The 20,276-nt window shown below is 58.6% G+C and carries 18 protein-coding genes; 2 read left to right on the top strand and 16 right to left on the bottom strand.

The window, feature by feature from the left end; all coding sequences use genetic code 11:
* Window positions 1-43 precede the first annotated feature (43 nt).
* Window positions 44-3,883, bottom strand: a complete 3,840-nt coding sequence (gene rpoB, locus HMPREF9623_RS06130; protein WP_050806344.1) for a DNA-directed RNA polymerase subunit beta — start codon at window positions 3,881-3,883, stop codon at window positions 44-46.
* Between the two features lie 242 nt (window positions 3,884-4,125).
* Here rpoB and HMPREF9623_RS06125 point away from each other — a divergent pair, with 242 nt between their 5' ends.
* The gene (locus tag HMPREF9623_RS06125; protein WP_040799980.1) at window positions 4,126-4,572 is read left to right on the top strand and encodes a hypothetical protein; all 447 of its coding nucleotides are present in this window, start codon (window positions 4,126-4,128) and stop codon (window positions 4,570-4,572) included.
* 48 nt (window positions 4,573-4,620) lie between these two features.
* On the opposite strand, the gene HMPREF9623_RS06120 is transcribed toward HMPREF9623_RS06125, so the two are convergent.
* From HMPREF9623_RS06120 to HMPREF9623_RS10885, 10 genes are all read right to left on the bottom strand, one after another.
* Window positions 4,621-5,073 carry a DUF1934 domain-containing protein gene (locus tag HMPREF9623_RS06120; protein ID WP_009533023.1) on the bottom strand — a complete coding sequence of 151 codons (453 nt, stop codon included), beginning with the start codon at window positions 5,071-5,073 and terminating at the stop codon, window positions 4,621-4,623.
* Window positions 5,074-5,087: 14 nt separating this feature from the next.
* Complete coding sequence (gene murI / locus HMPREF9623_RS06115; protein ID WP_009533022.1) at window positions 5,088-5,981, bottom strand: glutamate racemase; 894 nt, start codon at window positions 5,979-5,981, stop codon at window positions 5,088-5,090.
* Window positions 5,982-7,043, bottom strand: coding sequence for a D-alanine--D-alanine ligase family protein (locus tag HMPREF9623_RS06110; RefSeq protein WP_009533021.1), 1,062 nt, complete (start codon window positions 7,041-7,043; stop codon window positions 5,982-5,984).
* Window positions 7,040-7,756 carry a GntR family transcriptional regulator gene (locus tag HMPREF9623_RS06105; RefSeq protein ID WP_009533020.1) on the bottom strand — a complete coding sequence of 239 codons (717 nt, stop codon included), beginning with the start codon at window positions 7,754-7,756 and terminating at the stop codon, window positions 7,040-7,042. Before HMPREF9623_RS06105 ends, HMPREF9623_RS06110 begins: the two co-directional genes overlap by 4 nt.
* 25 nt (window positions 7,757-7,781) lie before the next feature.
* Window positions 7,782-8,696, bottom strand: a complete 915-nt coding sequence (gene ispE, locus HMPREF9623_RS06100; protein ID WP_009533019.1) for a 4-(cytidine 5'-diphospho)-2-C-methyl-D-erythritol kinase — start codon at window positions 8,694-8,696, stop codon at window positions 7,782-7,784.
* 47 nt (window positions 8,697-8,743) lie between these two features.
* Entirely contained in the window at window positions 8,744-9,412 is a 669-nt protein-coding gene (locus HMPREF9623_RS10890; protein ID WP_009533018.1) for a GNAT family N-acetyltransferase, read from the bottom strand.
* Window positions 9,409-9,942, bottom strand: a complete 534-nt coding sequence (locus tag HMPREF9623_RS06090) for a peptidylprolyl isomerase (protein ID WP_009533017.1) — start codon at window positions 9,940-9,942, stop codon at window positions 9,409-9,411. Before HMPREF9623_RS06090 ends, HMPREF9623_RS10890 begins: the two co-directional genes overlap by 4 nt.
* Window positions 9,943-10,115: 173 nt before the next feature.
* Window positions 10,116-10,718 (bottom strand): Maf family protein, encoded by a 603-nt coding sequence (locus HMPREF9623_RS06085; RefSeq protein ID WP_009533016.1) that lies wholly within the window; start codon window positions 10,716-10,718, stop codon window positions 10,116-10,118.
* Window positions 10,718-11,821 (bottom strand): ComEC/Rec2 family competence protein, encoded by a 1,104-nt coding sequence (locus HMPREF9623_RS06080; protein WP_009533015.1) that lies wholly within the window; start codon window positions 11,819-11,821, stop codon window positions 10,718-10,720. The genes HMPREF9623_RS06085 and HMPREF9623_RS06080 overlap by 1 nt, the downstream gene beginning before the upstream one ends.
* Before the next feature lie 19 nt (window positions 11,822-11,840).
* Window positions 11,841-12,494, bottom strand: coding sequence for a hypothetical protein (locus HMPREF9623_RS10885; RefSeq protein WP_009533014.1), 654 nt, complete (start codon window positions 12,492-12,494; stop codon window positions 11,841-11,843).
* A gap of 159 nt (window positions 12,495-12,653) precedes the next feature.
* Here HMPREF9623_RS10885 and HMPREF9623_RS06070 point away from each other — a divergent pair, with 159 nt between their 5' ends.
* Complete coding sequence (locus tag HMPREF9623_RS06070; RefSeq protein WP_009533013.1) at window positions 12,654-14,189, top strand: BCCT family transporter; 1,536 nt, start codon at window positions 12,654-12,656, stop codon at window positions 14,187-14,189.
* 287 nt (window positions 14,190-14,476) lie between these two features.
* Here HMPREF9623_RS06070 and HMPREF9623_RS06065 read toward each other — a convergent pair whose 3' ends face one another.
* The 5 genes from HMPREF9623_RS06065 to HMPREF9623_RS06045 form a co-directional block, all read right to left on the bottom strand.
* Complete coding sequence (locus tag HMPREF9623_RS06065; RefSeq protein ID WP_009533012.1) at window positions 14,477-15,094, bottom strand: superoxide dismutase; 618 nt, start codon at window positions 15,092-15,094, stop codon at window positions 14,477-14,479.
* A gap of 124 nt (window positions 15,095-15,218) precedes the next feature.
* On the bottom strand, window positions 15,219-16,199 hold the full coding sequence (locus tag HMPREF9623_RS06060) for a glycosyltransferase family 2 protein (RefSeq protein WP_009533011.1): 981 nt from the start codon (window positions 16,197-16,199) through the stop codon (window positions 15,219-15,221).
* The gene (locus tag HMPREF9623_RS06055) at window positions 16,192-17,031 is read right to left on the bottom strand and encodes a LicD family protein (protein ID WP_009533010.1); all 840 of its coding nucleotides are present in this window, start codon (window positions 17,029-17,031) and stop codon (window positions 16,192-16,194) included. The genes HMPREF9623_RS06060 and HMPREF9623_RS06055 overlap by 8 nt, the downstream gene beginning before the upstream one ends.
* A gap of 9 nt (window positions 17,032-17,040) precedes the next feature.
* Window positions 17,041-18,384, bottom strand: a complete 1,344-nt coding sequence (locus HMPREF9623_RS06050) for a glycosyltransferase family protein (RefSeq protein ID WP_009533009.1) — start codon at window positions 18,382-18,384, stop codon at window positions 17,041-17,043.
* Window positions 18,369-20,261, bottom strand: coding sequence for a hypothetical protein (locus HMPREF9623_RS06045; RefSeq protein WP_009533008.1), 1,893 nt, complete (start codon window positions 20,259-20,261; stop codon window positions 18,369-18,371). The genes HMPREF9623_RS06050 and HMPREF9623_RS06045 overlap by 16 nt, the downstream gene beginning before the upstream one ends.
* Window positions 20,262-20,276: the final 15 nt, after the last annotated feature.

The following is a 20,276-nucleotide window of genomic DNA, read 5'->3' as shown; positions in this document are numbered from 1 at the left end:
CAGTACAGCCTCCTTCTCTTGAAACCGCGAAGTGATCTGACACTTACGCTTCTCCCTGTGTGTCATCTTCCGTCGCTTCTTCTCCGACGTTCACAAGTTCGCCGTCCTGGAACTCCTGCGTCGAATAGCCCGCGCCCGCAAAGTTGTCCTCGTCGCGATAGCGTCTGGAATCGCCCTCGAGAATAGAGCGCATGCTCACATTTTCCTCGTCGACATTTTCCTTCAGCTCTACCTCTTCGCCGTTCTCGCGGAGCACACGCACATCGAGGCCCAGCGCCTGCAGCTCTCTGAGCAGAACCTTGAAGGACTCCGGCACGCCTGCCTGCGGAATGTTCTGTCCCTTGATGATGGCCTCGTAGGTCTTGACACGACCCACGACATCGTCCGACTTGAAGGTCAGAATCTCCTGCAGCGTGTAAGCCGCGCCGTAGGCCTCGAGTGCCCAGACCTCCATCTCTCCGAAACGCTGGCCGCCGAACTGCGCCTTGCCGCCGAGCGGTTGCTGCGTGACCATTGCGTAGGGGCCGGTGGAACGCGCGTGAATCTTATCGTCTACCAGGTGGTGCAGCTTTAAGTAATGCATGAAGCCGATTGTGGTCTCGCCCTCGAACGGCTCGCCGGTGCGGCCGTCGCGGAGCTGTACCTTTCCGTTTCGCTGAATCGGCACACCTCTCCACTCCTCGCGGTGATCGAGGTGTTCCTCGAGATACTGCATGACCTCCGGGCGCAGCACTTCGCCGTACTTCGCCTTGAAGTCCTCGAAGCTGCCGTTTGCGTAGTCGTTCGCCATCTCGAGCATGTCCATGATGTCGTTCTCGTCCGCGCCGTCAAAGACCGGGGAGCTCACGTTGAAGCCGAGCACCTTGGCCGCGAGTGAGAAGTGAATCTCCTTGACCTGTCCGATGTTCATACGCGACGGCACGCCGAGCGGATTCAGCACAATGTCGAGCGGACGGCCATTCGGCAGGAAGGGCATATCCTCGACCGGAAGCACACGCGACACGACACCCTTGTTGCCGTGGCGGCCTGCCATCTTGTCGCCGACCGAAATCTTTCTCTTCTGTGCGATGTAAATGCGGACATTCTGGTTCACGCCCGGGGAGAGCTCATCGCCGTTCTCTCTCGTAAAGACACGCGCCTCCACGACCGTGCCGTAGGCGCCGTGCGGCACCTTGAGCGAGGTGTCGCGGACTTCTCTGGCCTTCTCGCCGAAGATTGCGCGTAGCAGTCTCTCCTCCGCCGTGAGCTCGGTCTCGCCCTTCGGCGTCACCTTGCCGACCAGAATGTCGCCGGCGCGAACCTCCGCTCCGATGCGGATGATGCCGTTGTCATCGAGATCCCGGAGCGCGTCGTCGCCGACCCCCGGGACATCTCTCGTGATCTCCTCCGCACCGAGCTTCGTGTCGCGCGATGCGCACTCGTACTCCTCGATGTGAATCGAGGTGAAGACATCGTTCTGCACGAGGCGCTCGGAGAGAAGAACCGCGTCCTCGTAGTTATAACCCTCCCAGGTCATGAAACCGATCAGCGGGTTCTTGCCGAGTCCGATCTCGCCGTCGTGGGTCGAAGGACCGTCCGCAATGACCTCGCCTTCCTCGACATGGTCGCCCGCGTTCACGATGGGCTTCTGGTTGTAGGAGTTCGACTGGTTCGAGCGCTGGAATTTCGTGAGTTTGTAGTGCTCGATCTCGCCGTTGTCGTCGCGGCGCACCGTGATTTCGCTGCCCGCGCTCATCACGACCGTGCCCGCGTGGCGCGCAACCTGGCAGACACCGGAGTCGACCGCCGCCTTTGCCTCCATGCCGGTGCTCACGACCGGCGCATCGGTCAGCATGAGCGGAACGGCCTGACGCTGCATGTTCGAGCCCATCAGTGCGCGGTTTGCGTCGTCGTTCTGGAGGAACGGGACCATGCTCGTCGCGACCGAGAAGACCATCTTCGGCGAGACGTCCATGAGGTCGATGAGACGCTTCTGGAACGCCGAAGTCTCCTCTTTGTGTCGGCCGGAGACATTGTTGTGGACAAAGTGTCCCTCTTCGTCGAGCGGCTCATTTGCCTGTGCGACAATGAAATTGTCTTCTTCATCCGCCGCGAGATACACGACATCGTCCGTGACACGCGGATTCTTCGGATCCTCGGATTTATCGACCACGCGGTAGGGCGCCTCGATAAAGCCGTAGGGGTTGATGCGCGCGTAGCTCGCGAGCGAGTTGATGAGGCCGATGTTCGGACCTTCTGGGGTCTCGATCGGGCACATTCTGCCGTAGTGGGTGTAGTGGACATCTCGAACCTCGAAACCTGCGCGGTCTCTCGAGAGACCGCCCGGGCCGAGGGCCGAGAGTCTTCTCTTGTGCGTGAGCTCCGAGAGCGGGTTGTTCTGGTCCATGAACTGCGAAAGCTGAGAGGAACCGAAGAACTCTTTGACCGCCGCTGTGACCGGCTTGATGTTGATCAGGGACTGCGGCGTAATCTCGCTGATGTCCTGGGTCGTCATGCGCTCTCTGACCACGCGCTCCATGCGGGACAGACCGATGCGGTACTGGTTCTGCAGGAGCTCGCCGACCGCGCGGATGCGGCGGTTGCCGAGGTGGTCAATGTCATCGATCGAGCCGATACCCTCTTCGATCTGCATGTTGTAGTTGATCGAAGCAAAAATATCTTCCTTCGTGATGTGCTTCGGAATCAGGCGATCCACATGCCGCTTCACGTACTTCTTGACGTCGACCTTGTTCTCCTCGGCCTCCTTCAGGACTTCCATGAGCGCCGGATAGTAGACCGGCTCCACAATGCCGTACTCGGTCGGATTCTCCATATCGACATAGTTGCGGATATCGACCATGAGGTTCGAGAGCACTTTCAGCGCGCGCTCGGGCGTGCTCGTGCCCTTCACCATCACATACGGAATGCCCGCGTCCTGAATCTCGGTCGCGAGTTCTCTCGTGATCACCGTGCCGCTCTCCGCGAGAATCTCGCCGGTGTTCGGATCCACGGCATCCTCTAAGAGCTCCTTGCCGACCACGCGGTTCTTTAAGTGGAGCTTCTTATTGAATTTGTAGCGACCCACGCGCGCAAGGTCATAGCGGCGTGCATCAAAAAACATCGAATGTAGCAGGCCTTCCGCCGACTCGACCGAGAGCGGCTCGCCCGGACGAATCTTGCGGTAGAGCTCGAGGAGACCGTCGTTGTGATTCTCGGTTGAATCCTTCAGGAAGCTCGCCTCGAGCTTCGGCTCATCGCCGAACAGATTCTTGATGTCATCGTTCGAGCCGAGGCCGAGCGCGCGGAGCAGCACCGTGACCGGCACCTTTCTCGTTCTGTCGACGCGGACATTAAACACGTCGTTCGAGTCGGTCTCGTACTCGAGCCATGCGCCGCGGTTCGGAATCACCTGGCAGAAGTAGCATTCCTTTCCGACCTTATCGTGTTCAATCGTATAGTAAATACCGGGGGAACGAACCAGCTGGCTTACGATGACGCGCTCTGCGCCGTTGATGACAAAGGAACCGGTGTCCGTCATGAGAGGCAGATCGCCCATGAAGACTTCGTGCTCCTTGTGCTCGTCCTTATCCTTATTGTACAGCCGCACTTTGACCTTCATCGGGGCTGCATATGTGGCATCCCGCTCCTTGCACTCCGCAATGCTGTACTTTGCCTCATCGCGGTAGAGCTGAAAATCCACAAAATCCAGACTGAGGTGTCCGGCAAAATCCTCAATGGGGAAAATATCGCGGAATACCTCCCGCAATCCCTCTCCCAGGAACCAGTCGTAAGAATCCTTCTGGATCTCTATGAGGTTCGGCATCTGCAAAACTTCCTTCTGGCGGGAGAAGCTCATGCGAATGCCCTTTCCGGCTTTAATCGGACGCATATTGCTTTTTTCCATGTACGTTATCACCCCTATACTTGAAAGACCAATGGTTACCCGTGCGGATTAAGGCCCAAAGGGCATACTTCGCCCTAAAGGCCTACGAGTCCACAATAGTGCAAACTTCATCCTAACATTCCGATTGCAAGCTGTCAAGCGACAGTCTTGCGTATTTTTTCCGACTCTGCTATACTTTTGAAGCGTCCCTTTATTTTCAGGATAGACGTAAAACCAAAATTGACGGGGGATTCCAGACAATGATGAATACCGTACTCACGGTACTGCTCGTGCTCCTTGTGATCGCGGCAGTCGCACTTGCCGTACTTTATTTTGTCGGCAGGCGCTTACAAGAGAAACAGGCGGCTTCGCAACCGGCCTTCGAGGCGGCCAAGCAGCTCGTCACGATGTTGCCGATAGACAAAAAGAAAGTCAAGCTGAAAGACGCCGGCTTTCCGAAACTGGTCTGGGAGCAGACCCCCTTCTATCTCCGCTGGATGAAAGTCCCGGTCGTGAAGGCAAAGGTCGGCGCAAAGATTATCACCCTGATGGCGGATGAGACAGCCTTCCGGCAGCTCCCCCTGAAGCAGGAGTGCAAGGTCATTGTGAGCGGCATCTACATCGTCGAGGTGAAGGGCGTGCGCGGCGGCGCGGTTCCCGCAATCCCGAAGAAGCGCTCCCTCTTAGACCGCATTCTTCACAGAAAATAATACAAAAAACAGCAGGCGCGAAAGCGCCTGTTTTTTTGTGCCTGTCATTCAGATTTCGTCCGGCATACCCTCTCTCGCGCGCACTTCGACCTTCATCTCGCAGTCTTTCAGAAACGCATCGCCGACATCCATCGCGTAAATCAACTCCGCCGTGATACAGTTCTCCGTGACCGTGACGCGGAAATCCGAGGTGCTGATGCCGATCAGAAATGTGCCGTAGGGCGTCCGGTAGTTGCAGCGCGTGCGCTCCGCGCTGTTTAAGAAACAGAGTTCCGCCGTACAGCCCCCGCGCTTTTCAATGCGCATCGAGCTGCCGTCGATTCGCAGCGTGTTTTTCGTGCCGAAACTCTCCTCCTCCGCGGGCTCCTCATAGACAATTTCATGGATGCCCTCATCCGTGCAGCGGTAGGTCCCCGGCACCAGGAGTTCCACGTCTTCGCTCTCGCTCTCGCCGCCAATCAGATGCTTGCCGCTGATGGTCACCAGCACATCTTCCGTCATGGCTCTCCCTCCCGTCAATATTCTTCGATTTCGATTTTTTTCGCCTCCAGGTGTTCCGTCGGCAAAATGGAGTTGGCAAAATCCCGAAAATTCTCGGCGAGATCGCTCACATAGAAGCGATACTTGCCCTCCATGTTTCCGTCCCCCGGGTTTAAGAGCTTTTCCCGCGCAAGGATGTCCCGGAGTTCCGTTGCGGTCTCATAGGCCGGATTCACGAGCGTCACTTCCTCGCCCATGACGCGCCCGATCGTACTCCGGAGCAGCGGGTAATGTGTGCAGCCGAGCACCAGGGTGTCGACATACTTCTCCTTCAGTTCCTGCAGATAGCGCGCCGCCATTTCGTCTGTCACGCTGTCGTGAAGGAGTCCCTCCTCGACGAGCGGTACAAACATGGGGCAGGCCTTCTGGAACACGCGGATGCCCGGCGAAATGCTCTGAATAACCTTCGGATAAATTTCGGAGTTGACCGTGCCGCGCGTGCCGATCACGCCGATGCGCCCGTTTTTTGTGGCGCGCACCGCGCTCAGGGCGCCCGCGTAAATCACCCCGATCACCGGGATTTCATTTTCCTCCGCCAGCGTCTTTAAGGCGTGAGAACTCGCCGTGTTGCAGGCAATCACAATTGCCTTCACACCCTTCGTCTTTAAGAAGCGCACAATCTGGCGCGAAAAGCGTATGATTGTGTCCCGCGACTTTGCGCCGTAGGGCAGCCGCGCCGTGTCACCGAAGTAGACCATGCGCTCGTCCGGAATCTGGCGCATTAATTCTCTGACGACCGTGAGCCCGCCGATGCCGGAGTCAAATACGCCGATCGGAGCGCGCGCGTCGATGGTAAACTTCTCGCGGCGCTCCCGCTTCGGCACATAAAGTTTGACCGGGTCCTGCTCGTCAAATATCTCGCCGTCCATTCAGGCCTCTCTCTCAAACGCGAGCTCCATGAGCTCTTTCACGAGCGTCTTCTTGTCCTTGCCGCGCGCCGCAAAGAGCATCGGATACATGCTGATGGCCGTGAAGCCCGGCATGGTATTGATCTCGTTGAAGATGACCTCTCCCGCCGCCGTCACAAAGAAGTCGACGCGGGACAGACCGTAGCCGTCGAGCGCATCAAAGATGCGGATTGCCGATTGGCGCACTTCCTCCGCGCTGCCCTCCGGAAGCTCCGGATCCACAACGGTCTTCGACTCCGCATTGTAGTACTTCGCGTCGTAGTCATAGAAATCGGCCGCCGCGAGAATTTCGCCGACACCGCTCGCCTGTACCGGGCGTGCGCCGCCGCCGAGCACCGCACACTCAATCTCGCGCCCCACAATGCACTCCTCGATCAGAATGCGGCTGTCAAAGCGCGCCGCCTCACGGAGCGCCTCCGCGAGCTCCTCTCTCTTGTGCACCTTGGTCACACCGCAACTTGAGCCCGCATTGCAGGGTTTCACGAAAACGGGGTAAGAAAAGCGATCCTCCGTTCGGTCAATGACGGCGCACATATCCTTGAGTTCCCGGCTCGTCACCAGAAGAAAATCCGCCTGCCGGATGCCGAGCGAATGCACAACCAGCTTGGCGACGCCTTTGTCCATGCCGACCGCCGACGCCGTGACGCCGCAGCCGACAAACGGAATCCGCGCGAGTTTGCAGAGGCCCTGAATGGTGCCGTCCTCGCCGTAGAGACCGTGCAGCACCGGGAAGACCAGATCGATCTTCACGCGGGTAATCGCAGCCTGCTCATGAATCATGAGGCACTGCTCCGTTGCGTCCGGCGAGAGCACGGCGCCAACCTTCGACTCTCTCCAGCTGCCGTCCTCGATGTCCTCGACGCGGTTCACCTTGACCCAGTGTCCTTCCTTCGTGATGCCGACCAGCACGAGATCATAGGCTTCGCGATCAATATTGTGAATGATATTTGCCGCCGAGAGGCAGGAAATCTCGTGCTCCGAGGACTGCCCGCCGAATAGTACCGCAACTGTTTTCTTACTCATCTTTTCTTTGCCTCTTTTCGTTTTGCGCTTTTCTTCTCCAGGAGTTCCTCGCTGAGACGCTTGGAAATCGTGAGCTCCTGGTTGTCAATGTGCTCCCGCATCGTCTGACGCGCGAGCGCAATGTTCCGCGTCTTCACCGCTGTGAGAATCTGCTCGTGCTCGTGGAGCAGAATCTGGCGCTTGCCCGTATCCTTGATGTACTCCAGACGATAGCGGTACATCTGGTCGCGCAGATTGTTTAACATCTGCACGAGCTTGTCGTTATAGGTGCCCGCATAAATCGCGTCGTGAAAGAGCTCGTCCGCCTGGGCGATCCGTATCATATCCTTTGCATCGAGCGCCTCACGGAAGCCGATTCTGGCTGCCTCGAGCCGCTCAATGTCATCGCTGTTCATGCGCTCCACCGCGAGTTCGACCGCGAGATCCTCGAGCGCCCGGCGCACTTCGAGCACATCCCGGAGACTCTTCTCCGTGATACCGGCCACCTCCGCGCCGCGGCGCGGCATCATCGTGACTAGGCCCTCGAGTTCCAGTTTGCGTATGGCCTCGCGAATCGGCGTGCGGCTCACACCGAGCTTCTTTGCGAGCTGAATTTCCATCAGGCGCTCGCCGGGTTCCATCTCGCCCTTTAAAATTGCCTGCCGCAAGGTGTGAAATACAACATCGCGAAGCGGCATATACTCATTGACCGTCATCTTAAATTCTTCCGGCATAGCGCCTCCTTCCTGTTCCGCGCGCTCATATGGTCGACGCGCTGACTTCTTCCGCAGAGACCGGGCGGCACAAAAAGAAAGCTGCTGCCGGAAACTGTTTCTTACCTGTAGCGATGCACTGTTCCGCCTTGTCCCGCTCGGCCTCCGGGAACACCGCAAAGAAAGCCGAGCCACTGCCGCTCATTGCGGCGCCCGCAGCGCCGCTCTCCATGAGAAACTGCCGGTAGTCGAGGAGGACGGGCTGCAACTCCGTCGCCGGCTTTTCGAGCGCATTCTGCAGCGAAGCGCCGAGCAGCGTCACATTCTGTCCCTGCAGCGCATTTTTCAAAAGTCTCGCATCCGGCTGCTCCCAGGGGCGCAGTGTTTTGAGCGAGAGCGCCGCATAGACCGCCTTGGTCGAACTGCCGCAGGGCGGCTTTACGATTACCAAGTGGCAGGGCGGCATCGGAGAAAGCGGCGAGAGCACTTCGCCTATGCCCTCCGCGAGCATGGTTCCGCCGCTCACACAGAAGGGCACATCGGCGCCGAGCGGCAGTGCCAGCTCTCGCAGCGCTTCGTCGCCAAGCGGCAGCGAAAAGAGCGCTCTAAGTCCCCGCAGGACAGCCGCCGCATCCGCCGAACCGCCGCCGAGCCCCGCCTCCGCGGGAATTTGTTTTTTCAGTTCAATCCGGACGCCGCCCGGAAGGCCGCAGTGCCGGAACACGGCTTCCGCCGCCCGAACGGCGAGATTCCGCCCGTCGGTCGGCAGCGACGGCTCATCGCAGCAGAGCGTTATGCCCTCTTCCGCCGTCCGCGTGAGCAAGAGCTCGTCCGCAAGGCTTATGCTCTGCATCCCCGTTCGGAGCAAGTGATAGCCGTCCGCCCGGGTGCCGAGCACCTCAAGCCCGAGATTGATTTTTGCAAACGCCCGCGCGCGGACGCTCTCCCTTCCTGTTTCCATACCAACTCCCCTGTCGACACGCCGTTCCGCATCCCGGGCGCTCTCGCTCAGCCTTTGTATACAGAACTTTCACGCTTTACAAAAAGACGGCACTGAGGCGCGCCGCCCGCACGGTTCCACTGCTCTTCGATTTTTGCCGCGACTGCGCAGCCGGCCCGGTTCTCCGGCACGACGCGTATCTTGGCCGCCGTAAACCCGAGCTCTGTTTCGGCATAGCGAAGGGCCGCGAGCCCCGCTTCCGCCGCATAGCCCTGTCCTCTCGCTTCGGGCCGCAGGGCGTAACCCAGTTCCGGCGGCTCCTCCGGTGAAAATCCGATCAGCCCGAGAAAGCGCGCTTCGCGCAGCTCTCGATCGCGCCGAAAGAGCGCCCAGAGGCCGTAGTCGAAAAACACATACTGCGTCTCGATATAGCGCCGCAAAAACGCTTCGTCTTTGAGCCCCTCCCAGTCGCCGCCGAGATAGCGATTCTCTTTCGCCGGGAGCGAAAAAGCCCGCAGGGCGGGGAGGTCTTTCATTGAGAGCTCGCGGAGAAAGAGACGCTCTGTCTCCGCAATCGGCGCGGGACGGCCGCACTTCCGGCAGGCCGCCCGAAGGAGCAGGCCCTCGGTCACCGCCTCCCAGTCCGTCACATTGACATCGCCCCGCCAGGGCTCATCAGAAACGGTGACATTTATCTCTGTCCCGTCCTCGAGCGAAACCGCATAGGTTTTTGTCAATACTCGATTTCCGGCAGCTTCTCCGGCTCCGGATAGGTCTCACCGAAGGTCTCGACCGTGACGGTCTTAATCTTCTGGTCTTTCAACGGCTTATCCGCCGCATTCGTCTTTGTCGTCGCAATGCGGTCCAGGACATCCTCGCCCTCGATCAGCTTGCCGAACGCCGCATAGCCGCCGTCCAGATGCGGTGCCGCCTTGTGCATGATGAAGAACTGGCTACCCGCGGAATCCGGAATCGAGGTGCGTGCCATCGAAATCACGCCTCTCTCGTGCTTTAAGTCATTCTGCACGCCGTTCTGCTTGAACTCGCCTTTGATCACATAGCCGGGGCCGCCCTCGCCGTTGCCGATCGGGCAACCGCCCTGAATCATGAAGCCCTCAATGACACGGTGAAAAATGAGGCCGTCATAAAACCCCTTCTTTGCGAGGCTCAGGAAATTGTTGACCGTACCCGGTGCGACCTCCGGATAAAGCTCCAGTTTCATGACGCCGCCGTCCTCCATGGTAATTGTTACGACTGGGTGTTTCATTGTCAGCTTCCTCCTTGTGATTGTATCTTCATAAAAACATAAGCCTATTATAGCGGGAACTCCCGCGCTTGTCTATGCGGGGGAAGGAGCGCGGACAGCGGGATTCCCCCGCGGGGTTATCTCGGCGCAAAAAAAGAGAACAGCGCCGCAAGGCAACCCTGTTCTCTCCGGTATTACGATTCGCTGTTCGCTTCGTTCTGTTCTTCCAGCGCTTTCCAGGCTTTTCGGAGCGCCCCGAGCGGGAGACCGACCACATTGCTGTACTCACCCTCGATTTTCTCGATATAGCAGGCAAAGCGCCCCTGAATGCCGTAGGCCCCCGCCTTATCCAAGGGTTCACCGCTGTCGACATAGGCCTGAATTTCGTCCTCCGTCATCGGCGCGACAAAAACCTGCGTCTCCGCCGCAAAGACCCGCTCCTTGGTTTCTCCGGCGAGGAGCAGCGCGACACCGGTGTAGACCTCATGCGCTCTGCCCTGCAGACTGCGAAGCATCTCCGCCGCCGCAGCGCGGTCCTTCGGCTTCCCGAGGATTGCGCCGTCCCGCACCACGACAGTGTCCGCGCCGATGACCAGCGTTCCGGCCGCCTCCGTCGCGGCGACACAGCCCGCCTTCCGGCGCGCGAGTTCCTGCACAAAGCGCGCGGGATCCCGTTCCGAAGAGCTCTCATCGACTTCGCTCGGCTGCACGCCCGGGCAAAGTCCGAGCTGACGGAGCAGGTCCAGGCGGCGCGGCGAAGCGGAGGCGAGCACGATGCGTCTCTCACCGAGGCGCATCAGCGAAGCACCTGGTCGCCGTCTTTCGCGACCACATGGGTCTTCACGCCGAGCTGGCGCATCCAGCCTCTCACTTCAAGCGTGCGCCAGTTACCGCTGTTTAAGCCGCCGCCGTTATTATTTTCCCAGAGCCAGAGCGGTGTCGGCCAGAGGCAAATCTCCGGCTTTACCATTTCATAGACATTGCGTCCCACGCCCTGCTGGCCGTGGTGCGCCATCTGCACGATGTCCGCGCGCAGCGCGCCGGGGTTGTTCGCATAGTCCGCGACGAGCTGATTGCCCGCCTGAACGCCCATATCGCCGAGGAACAGAATCTTCCGGCCGCTCACATCGAGACGATAGGCGACCGAAGAGTTGTTAATCGAGTTCACGCTCGAGAGGTAGGGATCGTTCATCACATGGACCGTGATGTCATCGATCGGAATGTTGTCACCCTTGTGCACGGTGTGACGTGCGCTCTCCGGCAGCGTCTCGATCGCGCTGCGGCACTGTGCGACCATGTCCGCGCGGTACGCCTCATTCGTGTTGTACCACTCCTGCGGCTGGAAGTTGTAGTAGACCGCATCGATTTTGATTCCGGAATTCGGATCCTGCAGAATCTTGGTCAGTGCGCCCACATGGTCCGAGTGCGGGTGGGTGATGAACCACGCCGTCACATGACCGCCCTTCGCACGGAGCACTTCCTTCAGGTGTTCGGTGTCGTGCTCGGTGCCGCCGTCAAAGACCAGGACTTTGCCGGCCTTCGTCGTGACGACAAAGCTCATCATCTGGCTTGCCGAACGCGGCGCGACCAGCATGAGCTCATCGCCGCCGAAGAGCGTGCTCGTGACCACCTTGGCCGCGCCGCTGTTCACACCCGAACCGTGGGATGCCGCCGCCGTGGTCGCCTGCACTGCCGCCGTGCTGCTCTGGTTCGCCGCTGTCTCTGCAGTGCCGACCGAATTCTGATCGACCACCGCACCGCCGGAAGTGCCGCTCTCCGTCGCGGCGGCCGTGGTCGCCGCCGAAGCGCCGCGCTGTACCACATCGGCGCGCACGCTGCCCGCCGCGAGGGTTACCAGTGCCAAAGTCAAAGCCGCTGTGCGGCGAATTAATTTTCTCATGCTGTCCTGCCTCCTAGCTTTACTCTCCGCTGTACAGGCCCGTCCGGTCGCCTGTGTACTTGCCGCCCGGCACCTTGACACTGCCGTCCGTCAGAATGACTTCGTTGACACCGTCATACTGAGAGAACGGCACTACGGCCTGATTGCTGCCCGCCGGAATGGTCATGCTGACCAGATACTTGTCCGGCTTTAAAATATCCGTCTCGCGGAACACCTGAATGTTGACGGCGTACTTCTGATAGAGACCGCCGTAGCTCTCCTCCGAGCTCGCCGCAATCGAGAAATCCTGCTCCGCGCAGGCATCGTTGAACGCGCGAATCAGCTCGTTTGCGTAGCGAACGCCGTCCTCCTCGGTCGCTGCATTGTCGAGCGGCCAGATCAGCATGACCGTCTTGTTGTTCTCGTCCACGACGGTGTCGATGTACTTCGAGAGCGGATAGTCGCTCACGTTGTCTTTGAGGAGATCCTCGCAGGAGCTCTGTGCCTCGTCAAAATTCAATTTGATGTCGTCGTGCATCACGGCATCCTGCCCCTTGCCCTGCTCCGCAGCCGCCGAAGCCGCCGCCGAAGCCGCGAGCTGTCCGCGCTTCGGTCCGCAACCGCCGAGAAACACTGTCGCGCCGAGAAGCGCCAATCCCGTTGTACAAGCCCAAATCCGTTTCGTTTTTTTCATCGTCCATTCACCTCTGCTCACTTAATTCCGCATTATAGTAAATGCCATACTATTTTAACAGCATTTTCCCTACTTTGTCAGAAAAGCTTAAAGTTTCTCTCTTGTCAAACCTGGCGCAGGGTGGTAAATTGTTCAATATCGGAGGTGTTAAAGACGAAAATGAACAAGAAGCTCTCACAGCGCATCGACTGGATGATTACGCTACTGCCCTTTCTGCTGATTCTGGCACTCTGCCTGACCTTTTTCACCGCACCGGAGGCTTCCGGCGCCGCCCTGAATGCCATTAGAAGCTTTCTCGGCGAGGAGTTCGGCTGGTACTATCTGCTTATCGGGCTCGGCATCTTTCTGCTGACCCTCTACCTCGCCTTTTCCCGCTTCGGCCCTATCCGCCTCGGCGGCGACCGCCCGCAGTACTCCTTCTTCCAGTGGGGCAGCATGATGTTCACGGCGGGACTCGCGGCGGATATTCTCTTCTACTCGCTCTGCGAGTGGATGACCTACGCGACCGATGTGCATGTGCGCTCGCTCGGCGACCCACAGGACTGGGCCGGCAGCTTCTCCTTATTCCACTGGGGACCCGTTCCGTGGGGCTTTTACCTCGCGCTCTCGGTCGCCTTTGCCTTCATGATTCATGTTCGGAAGCGCAACAAGCAGAAATACTCGGAGGCCTGCCGTGCGCTCTTAAAGCAGCACACCGACGGCATCCCGGGGCGGCTCATTGACCTGATTGCAGTCTTCGCGCTGATTGCCGGTACCGCGACCACCTTTGCGGTCTCCGCGCCCTTGCTCTCCGGCGCAATCTCCGCAATTTTCTCGGTCAAGGACAGCACGGCGCTGACCATCGCGATTCTGCTCTTCATCTGCGTGGTCTACACCGTCTGCGCCTACTTCGGCATCCACGGCATCTCGATCATGGCAGCCTCCTGCACCTGGCTTTTCTTTGCACTTCTCCTTTATGTGCTTTTCCTCGGCGGCATGCCGCGCTACATTCTGGAGACCGGTCTCTCCTCGATCGGCAATGTCGCACAGAACTTTATCTCGCTCTGCACCTACACGGACCCGCTTCGAAAGACCGGCTTTGCCCAGAACACAACCATCTTCTACTGGGCCTACTGGATGGTCTGGTGTGTCGCGACGCCGTTCTTCATCGGCAGCATCAGCCGCGGCAGAACCATACGCGAGGTGATACTCGGGGGCTATGCGGCGGGGCTCCTCGGCACCTGGGTCTCCTTCATTGTGCTCGGCAACTACGGCCTCGGTCTGCAGATGTTCGGAAAAATCGACCTGCTCGGCATGTATGCAGAGAGCGGCAATCTCTATGAGACCATACTCACGATACTCCGCACTCTGCCGGGCTACCGCTTCGTACTGATTCTCCTCGTGCTCGCCATGATTGCCTTCTACGCGACCTCCTTTGACTCGATTGCCGTGGTCGCGAGCGCCTACTCCTACCGCGAGATGTCGAGCGACGAGGAGCCCGACCGGAGACTCAAGCTCTTCTGGTCCATCCTCTTAATTCTGCTGCCCATTGCGCTTCTCTTCTCGGAGAGCTCCATGGCGAACCTGCAGACTGTCTCAATCATCGCGGCTTTCCCGATCGGCTTTATCATGATACTGATCCTCGCCTCCTTCTTCCGGGATGCCTCGGACTACCTAAAGGAGCAGGAGCAAGAAGGAAATGCGAAAGAGCACTGAACCGAACCGAAAGGTCCGAACAAAAAACCACCCCGACTACGCTGCGGGGGGTGGTTTTGCTACTGCGCGGAACCTTCGGGCGAAGCGGGCCGCAAATCCACGATAACCGGTTCCGGGCGATTGAAAATCCGCGAGGCTCTTGTCGATTCTCTCGCGGCGTTTCCGCGCTGTATACTCCCGCCGCTTCGCCGCTTTTCAGCCTCAGCGAAGTCTGCAAAAAGGCGCCGCAGTCTTCTGCGACGCCTTTTTTGCTTTCGTGTTTTGATGCCGTTTTTGTCACCGCTCTCTTATGCGAGTACCGCCTCGTACTTCTCCGCGACCTTCTTCCAGTCGAGCACCTCGAAGAATGCCTTTACGTAGTCCGGGCGCAGGTTCTTATACTTTAAGTAGTAAGCGTGCTCCCAGACATCGATGCCGAGAATCGGGACAAAGCCCTTGCTCTCCATGAGAGGGTTATCCTGGTTTGCGCTCGCAGAAACCTGAAGCTCTCCGTCCTTGTTGGCCGAGAGCCATGCCCAGCCGGAACCGAACTGCCCGACCGCCAGCGCCGTGAGCTTTTCCTTCAGCGCCTCGACGGAGCCGAACTGCTTCTCAATGGCCGCCGCGAGCTTGCCTTCCGGCGCGCTGTGCTTCTCCGGGCTCATAATCTCAAAGTAGAGATTGTGGTTATAGTAGCCGCCGCCGTTATTCCGGAGTGCCTTGCGGCTCGCCTCGTCCTTCACCTCATCGAGGGAAGAGAGAATCTGCTCTGCGGACTTGCCCGCAATGCCGGCAGCCTCGACCGCCGCATTGAAGTTCTTGGTGTAGGTCGCGTGATGCTTGGAGTAGTGGGTCTCCATGGTCAGGGCGTCGATATACGGCTCCAGTGCCGCGAATGCGTAATCCAGCTTTACCTGCTCAAACATAGTGGGACTCCTTTCGTTGGGTTCCTGTAATACAGGAATCATTCTTGTTATCATCACTATAGCATATTCCGAAAAACTTGCAAGGAGAATTCCCAGTATTTTACTGGGAATTCTCCTCTTCTTGTTACGCTTCTGTTTTTTTGTCTGTCAAAACACCGTGCTCCGCCGCCCGCGCGCCGCGCTCTGCCGCGACAATGTAAATCGGGCGCCCCTTCACTTCCTGAAACAGAACGCCGATGTACTGTCCCATGATGCCGAGAATCAGAAACAGCATGCTGAACATGAAGCAGATCACGACGATGATGGTTGTGTAGCCGTCCGGTGCGCCGAAGCGTAGCTTCGTGAAAATCGAATAGAGGAGCAGGAGCACGCCGAGCGCACCCGAGGCGATTCCCGCATAGATGCCGAGCCGGAGCGGCAGGTCGGAAAAGCTCATAATCGTATTCATCGAGAACCGGAACAGTTTCCGGATCGAATACTTGGAATGGCCCGCCGCGCGCTCCGCAGCCTCATAGGAGAGGGTCGTGCTCCGGAACCCGAGACTCTGCACATAGCCGCGAAGAAAGCGCACCCGCTCCCGGTAGTCGTGCCGCAGCACTTCCGCCGCGCGCGCCGAGATGCCGAAAAAGTCCGATGCGTTTTTCTCGAATCTGGTGCCGCTCAGCGCATTCATAACGCCGTAAAATCCGGCGGAAGTGATATTTTTGATGAGCCCCGCCGAGCGGTTTGCGGTACGCACCATGCTGATGACATCAAAGCCCTCGTTAAACGCCCGCACAATCTCCGGAATGCACTGCGGCGGATGCTGGAGATCTGCGTCCATGCAGATCACATTGCCCTCCGCGTAGTCGATGCCCGCGATCATCGCGGCCTCGTGCCCGAAATTCCGCGAGAAATGCAGGACGCGGATGCGGGCGTCCTCCGCCGCGAAGCGGTCCAGAAGCTCCGCGCTCCGGTCACTGCTCCCGTCATTGACAAAGAGGAGGGCATAGGGTCTGCCGCTCCTCTCCAGCACTTCCGTGAGGCGCTCCCGGCAAAGCGGCAGGGCCTCCTCCTCGTTAAATACCGAGACCACAACGGTCAGGATATTTGTTCTCTCAGCCATAAATTTGAATCCCCGTGCTCTCGTGGGACGGCCGCCGCTCTTCCTTCGGCGGCAACTGCATATAATCCCCGTAGATTTTCGTGAGTACCTCGTCGTAATGCTTCGGAATGCAGAGCGTGCAATCCTCAAAGCGAATCTGAATCCGCTCCTGCGCGACGGCATCCGGCAGGCGGATGTCGATGTAGCCGGGATCGTAATTCGAGTAGTACCACTCCGCTGTCTGCTTTTTGTTGGCCCGCCGCGCAACTTTGTCCTGGAGGGCAAAGAGCTTTTTCATCGGCACCAGCTTTCCCGCGCTGCTGCCGAGAAATACCGCACTCTTCTGTCCGAGGCTGTACTTCCCGTAATTGAGTGTTCTCCGGTGTCCCATCGCGAGCGCGTAGAGCGCCTTCTGTTCGAGCAGCGTATGTGCGCCCGCCTGTCCGTCCGGCAGACGGTCCAGGATAAAGATATCCACCCAGAGATGGTTTAACTTCTCCTCGTAGTAGGCAGTCTCCGCATCCGGGTTCCGCCGTCTCGAGTACTCGTAGATGATGCGCGGCGTGAAGTCGTAGAAACGCCTTCCGCCCTGAAAGCTCTCCGGCAGCAAAAGATGCATGCCTTCGCAGAGTTCCCGCGGTGCGACCTTCCGGAACGCCTCCCACTGGTTCCGCGTCATCACAATATCGGCATCGTCGTCCCAGGGAATAAAACCGCCGTGGCGAATCGCACCGAGCAGGGTACCGGAGTCCAGCGCATAGGAAATCCTGTACTTCTCACAGATTCGGTGTATCTCTTTTAAAATTTTCAAGTTCGCTTCCTGCACTGCCTGCAGGCCATAGGCATTATTCATGAGGCGATTCTACTCCTTTTTTTCATAAAACACATTTAAGTTTTTATGTTGTAACAGAGACAGTGCTTTCCGTATCCGGACAGGATCATGGTAGGAAAGAACCTTGACGAGGGTCTCATCGCTCTCGGCCTCAAAATTTTTTGCGACCGTCCGCATCGCGAGAAAGTTTTCTTTCCGGTAGGGTGCCATGTGAATTTCGTGCGCTGTCGTGGCGAGATTGCCGAGGCAAAAGACAAGCAACGAAACGGCGGCGAGTCGGCGCGCGCCCTGCCTCCCGCTGTCCCGTGCCGCTAGGAAAAGAATCAGCAAGAGCCCCAGCATGCCGACCTGATACTGGAGCGCATAGCGGGAACTCATGCCGTAATTTTCCCGGAGAAAAATCCAGCGGGAGGCCGTGACCAGCAGATGGTTCAGAAAGCCCGAGGCAATGAGGCAAAGCGGAAAGAGGCTCCGCTCCTTCTCTATGAGTTTTGCCGCGCGCCGAAACGCAAGGGCGTAGAGCGCGAGCACCAGAAGGCCGAGTCCCGTGAAGACAAAGCCCGGCAGCTGTCCCGCACTCTCCTGCCCGATGATCTCGGAGGCAAAAGAGCGCACAAAGAAGCGCGGCAGGAGCAGGGGATGCGCCCGCACAACCGTGAAAATCGAGTCCGTCGTCGCGCCGTGTCTCTCTTCGACCGAAAGGCTGCGGCTGATGAGATAGAGCCCGAAGGGTAGCAGCACCGCGAGCACGCGAGCCGCGCTCTGCCGAAAGTCCCGCCGAAAGCGAAGCACGATGACAAGTTCCGCGAGCACGGCGGTCAGCGCGTAAATCGCACAGTAAGGTCCCGCAAAAAAGAGTATCGTGAACGAGGGCAGCCAGAGCAGGCGCCTTGCCGCCTTCCTGTCTCCGGTCTTTTGCAGCAGTGCCTCGAGACTCAGATAGTGGCAGAAAAAGAGCGCAAAGGCCGCAAAGTGCACCCAGCCCGAGCCGTTGGTCAGCATCTCCCACTTGTTCAGCGAGAACATGAGGAGCATGAGGAGCGCCGTCACCGCGAGCGGCAGCCGCTTTCTCTCGCAGTAGCGCCCCAGGAGATAGGCATTCAAGGAGAGAAAGGCTGCGCCGAGCACCATGTCGAACATCGTGCTGTAGTGAAAGAAGCGCACATTCACAATGCGCTCTAAGTAGTTGACCGGAATCCGGGTCAGGACATCGCCGTGCAGGTAGGGTGACAAGCTGTACACATTTTCAAGATAGCTGTTCACGAGGCGGATGTAGTCGGTGTAGACCACATTCACGCTCGCAGACCGGAGATAGGCCGTCAGAAAGAGAAAGCCGAAGAACGGCAGGAGCCGAACCGTTATTTTTCTTCCCATGCCTTCTCTCCTTCTCCCGCATCGACATCAAAGCGAACCAGCAGCGCGAGCGGCGTATCGCCGCGCTGTTCGGCGGCATTCTCCACCTGAAAGTTCGTCGAAAAGCGGAAGCTGTTAAGCGCAAAGGGCGTCCCTGCGACCGTGAAACTCTCGCGATTTTTCGTGAGCGGGAAATGCTGCACGCTGTTTCCGCTCTCGACCGTGATTTCCTCGCCGCCCCGCAGGGTGCCGGGGTAGGTCACACGGAAGTGCAATTCGCCGCTCTCCTGCAGCAGAATGCGGAGGGATGCGCGCTGATCCATCCACTCGTCTTCATAGTAGCCGTAGTCGACCGCGCACTGCAACTCCCGCACCGCCTTGGTCTCATCGAGAAACGCATTGTGTGCGGGGTCCTCAAAGAGCACGAGCATATCCGGATGCACGAGCCCGATGTCATAGACCGAGGCCACATGCCGGACCACCGTGCCCTGCCCGGTGTGCGCCGGATCAAAGGTCTTAAAGAAGGTGCGCCCCGTGAAATCGCTCATCTCATAGCTGTTGCCGACAATCACGATGTCCTTGCCGAGCATCTCTCTCCCGTACCTGCCGTAGGTCACATCGGCGAGGGAGTTATAGCGCGCCTGATCCGGAAAGAGATAAATCTTCGGGATAAAACGGCGGTAATACTGCTGCATCACGAGACTTAACAGGGCAACAACCGAGAGCAGCGCAAGCGGCACCGCATTGTCAAACTGATAGCGGCGCTTCGCCTCGGGGTCCGCGTTCCGCGCCTCGCAGGAAGCCCGCCGGATTCCGTAGAGATAGGCGAGTAGTAGGAGTTGAAACGCATAGAGCACATAGACCCAGCGGAGCTCCACGCGTATCGTGACCGCCGAGGCAGCCGCGGAGCCGATCCAGAAACCGAGGAAAAAGACGAGGTCCCTAAGGAGCTTCATGCCCTCCGCCCCGCGCTTCCGGTACCTTCTCGACAAAAAGAGCTGGTAGAAGCTGATCAGCAGGTAAAAGAGCATCGCGAGGTTCCAGAACAGCACCAGCACTTTGACACGAAACGAAGTATCCTGCCAGGGGCGGCCGCAGAGGTGCTCCGGCCCCGCATTGACCCCAATCGAATACAGCGCTTCGAGCACAAAATTCGTAATCGCCCCCTGCACGGTGAAGGTGTCCTTTAAGCTGGTGCCGCCGGTGCCCTCGGGCGAGACCGTCCCTATCATCAAAAGGCGTATGCCCTGCATCAGCAAAAAGACCGCGACGACCGCGAGATAGCGGTACCACTTTTTGTCCCGTCTAACGAGTAGGCAGTAGAAAAACATGGGCAGCAGCACCATGTAGCGCTCATGCGTGAAGCAGTTCAGAAAATAGACGAGCAACGCGAGGCAAAAGTTCTTTGTCTCCGCCCGCCCCCTCAGGTAGCGGTACAGGAAAAAGGCCTGCAACACCGCGAAGAAGACGCCCATGGTCTCCATGAGGCCGAGCAGCTGCCCGATCTGGTAGTAGGCAAAGTGAGAGCCGAGAAACAAAAAGCCCACGGCAAACGCAACCGCGCGGTTTCCGGAGAGGCGCTTGGCAAAGAGATAAAGGAAACCCGCGAGCCCCGCATTCAGCAGAATGTTGAACGGGACAATCCAGTCGATGTGGTGGCCGATGAGTTGCAACTCCAGCCAAGACGCCGCCCAGTAGACAAAGCGGCAGCGGGTGGAGCCCTGCGGAAAGGCATATTGCCAAAAACTCTGCTCGCCCCAGCAGGACCAGGTGTAGAGATCGTCCTTGTAGAGCCCGCTGATCCGGAACTGCCGGTTCACAAAGAACGCCCAGGCGATGAGCGCGGCGAGCAGCAAGAGATCGCTGCGGATATCCTGTTTCTTTTGCTTTTCTCCCATGGCTCCTCCTTGTCT

This window comes from Stomatobaculum longum (genome assembly GCA_000242235.1).
GTDB classification, from domain to species: Bacteria; Bacillota; Clostridia; order Lachnospirales; family Lachnospiraceae; genus Moryella; species Moryella longum.
The sequence above is the reverse complement of the archived record's forward strand: the minus strand, read 5'-3'. Positions and strand labels throughout refer to the sequence as shown.

What these genes read in the sequence shown, in the direction of transcription:
- rpoB (WP_050806344.1), bottom strand. Translation starts at nt 3,883, where the DNA reads ATGGAAAAAAGCAATATGCGTCCGATTAAAGCCGGAAAGGGCATTCGC.
- HMPREF9623_RS06125 (WP_040799980.1), top strand. Translation starts at nt 4,126, where the DNA reads ATGAATACCGTACTCACGGTACTGCTCGTGCTCCTTGTGATCGCGGCA.
- HMPREF9623_RS06120 (WP_009533023.1), bottom strand. Translation starts at nt 5,073, where the DNA reads ATGACGGAAGATGTGCTGGTGACCATCAGCGGCAAGCATCTGATTGGC.
- murI (WP_009533022.1), bottom strand. Translation starts at nt 5,981, where the DNA reads ATGGACGGCGAGATATTTGACGAGCAGGACCCGGTCAAACTTTATGTG.
- HMPREF9623_RS06110 (WP_009533021.1), bottom strand. Translation starts at nt 7,043, where the DNA reads ATGAGTAAGAAAACAGTTGCGGTACTATTCGGCGGGCAGTCCTCGGAG.
- HMPREF9623_RS06105 (WP_009533020.1), bottom strand. Translation starts at nt 7,756, where the DNA reads ATGCCGGAAGAATTTAAGATGACGGTCAATGAGTATATGCCGCTTCGC.
- ispE (WP_009533019.1), bottom strand. Translation starts at nt 8,696, where the DNA reads ATGGAAACAGGAAGGGAGAGCGTCCGCGCGCGGGCGTTTGCAAAAATC.
- HMPREF9623_RS06090 (WP_009533017.1), bottom strand. Translation starts at nt 9,942, where the DNA reads ATGAAACACCCAGTCGTAACAATTACCATGGAGGACGGCGGCGTCATG.
- HMPREF9623_RS06085 (WP_009533016.1), bottom strand. Translation starts at nt 10,718, where the DNA reads ATGCGCCTCGGTGAGAGACGCATCGTGCTCGCCTCCGCTTCGCCGCGC.
- HMPREF9623_RS06080 (WP_009533015.1), bottom strand. Translation starts at nt 11,821, where the DNA reads ATGAGAAAATTAATTCGCCGCACAGCGGCTTTGACTTTGGCACTGGTA.
- HMPREF9623_RS10885 (WP_009533014.1), bottom strand. Translation starts at nt 12,494, where the DNA reads ATGAAAAAAACGAAACGGATTTGGGCTTGTACAACGGGATTGGCGCTT.
- HMPREF9623_RS06070 (WP_009533013.1), top strand. Translation starts at nt 12,654, where the DNA reads ATGAACAAGAAGCTCTCACAGCGCATCGACTGGATGATTACGCTACTG.
- HMPREF9623_RS06065 (WP_009533012.1), bottom strand. Translation starts at nt 15,094, where the DNA reads ATGTTTGAGCAGGTAAAGCTGGATTACGCATTCGCGGCACTGGAGCCG.
- HMPREF9623_RS06060 (WP_009533011.1), bottom strand. Translation starts at nt 16,199, where the DNA reads ATGGCTGAGAGAACAAATATCCTGACCGTTGTGGTCTCGGTATTTAAC.
- HMPREF9623_RS06055 (WP_009533010.1), bottom strand. Translation starts at nt 17,031, where the DNA reads ATGAATAATGCCTATGGCCTGCAGGCAGTGCAGGAAGCGAACTTGAAA.
- HMPREF9623_RS06050 (WP_009533009.1), bottom strand. Translation starts at nt 18,384, where the DNA reads ATGGGAAGAAAAATAACGGTTCGGCTCCTGCCGTTCTTCGGCTTTCTC.
- HMPREF9623_RS06045 (WP_009533008.1), bottom strand. Translation starts at nt 20,261, where the DNA reads ATGGGAGAAAAGCAAAAGAAACAGGATATCCGCAGCGATCTCTTGCTG.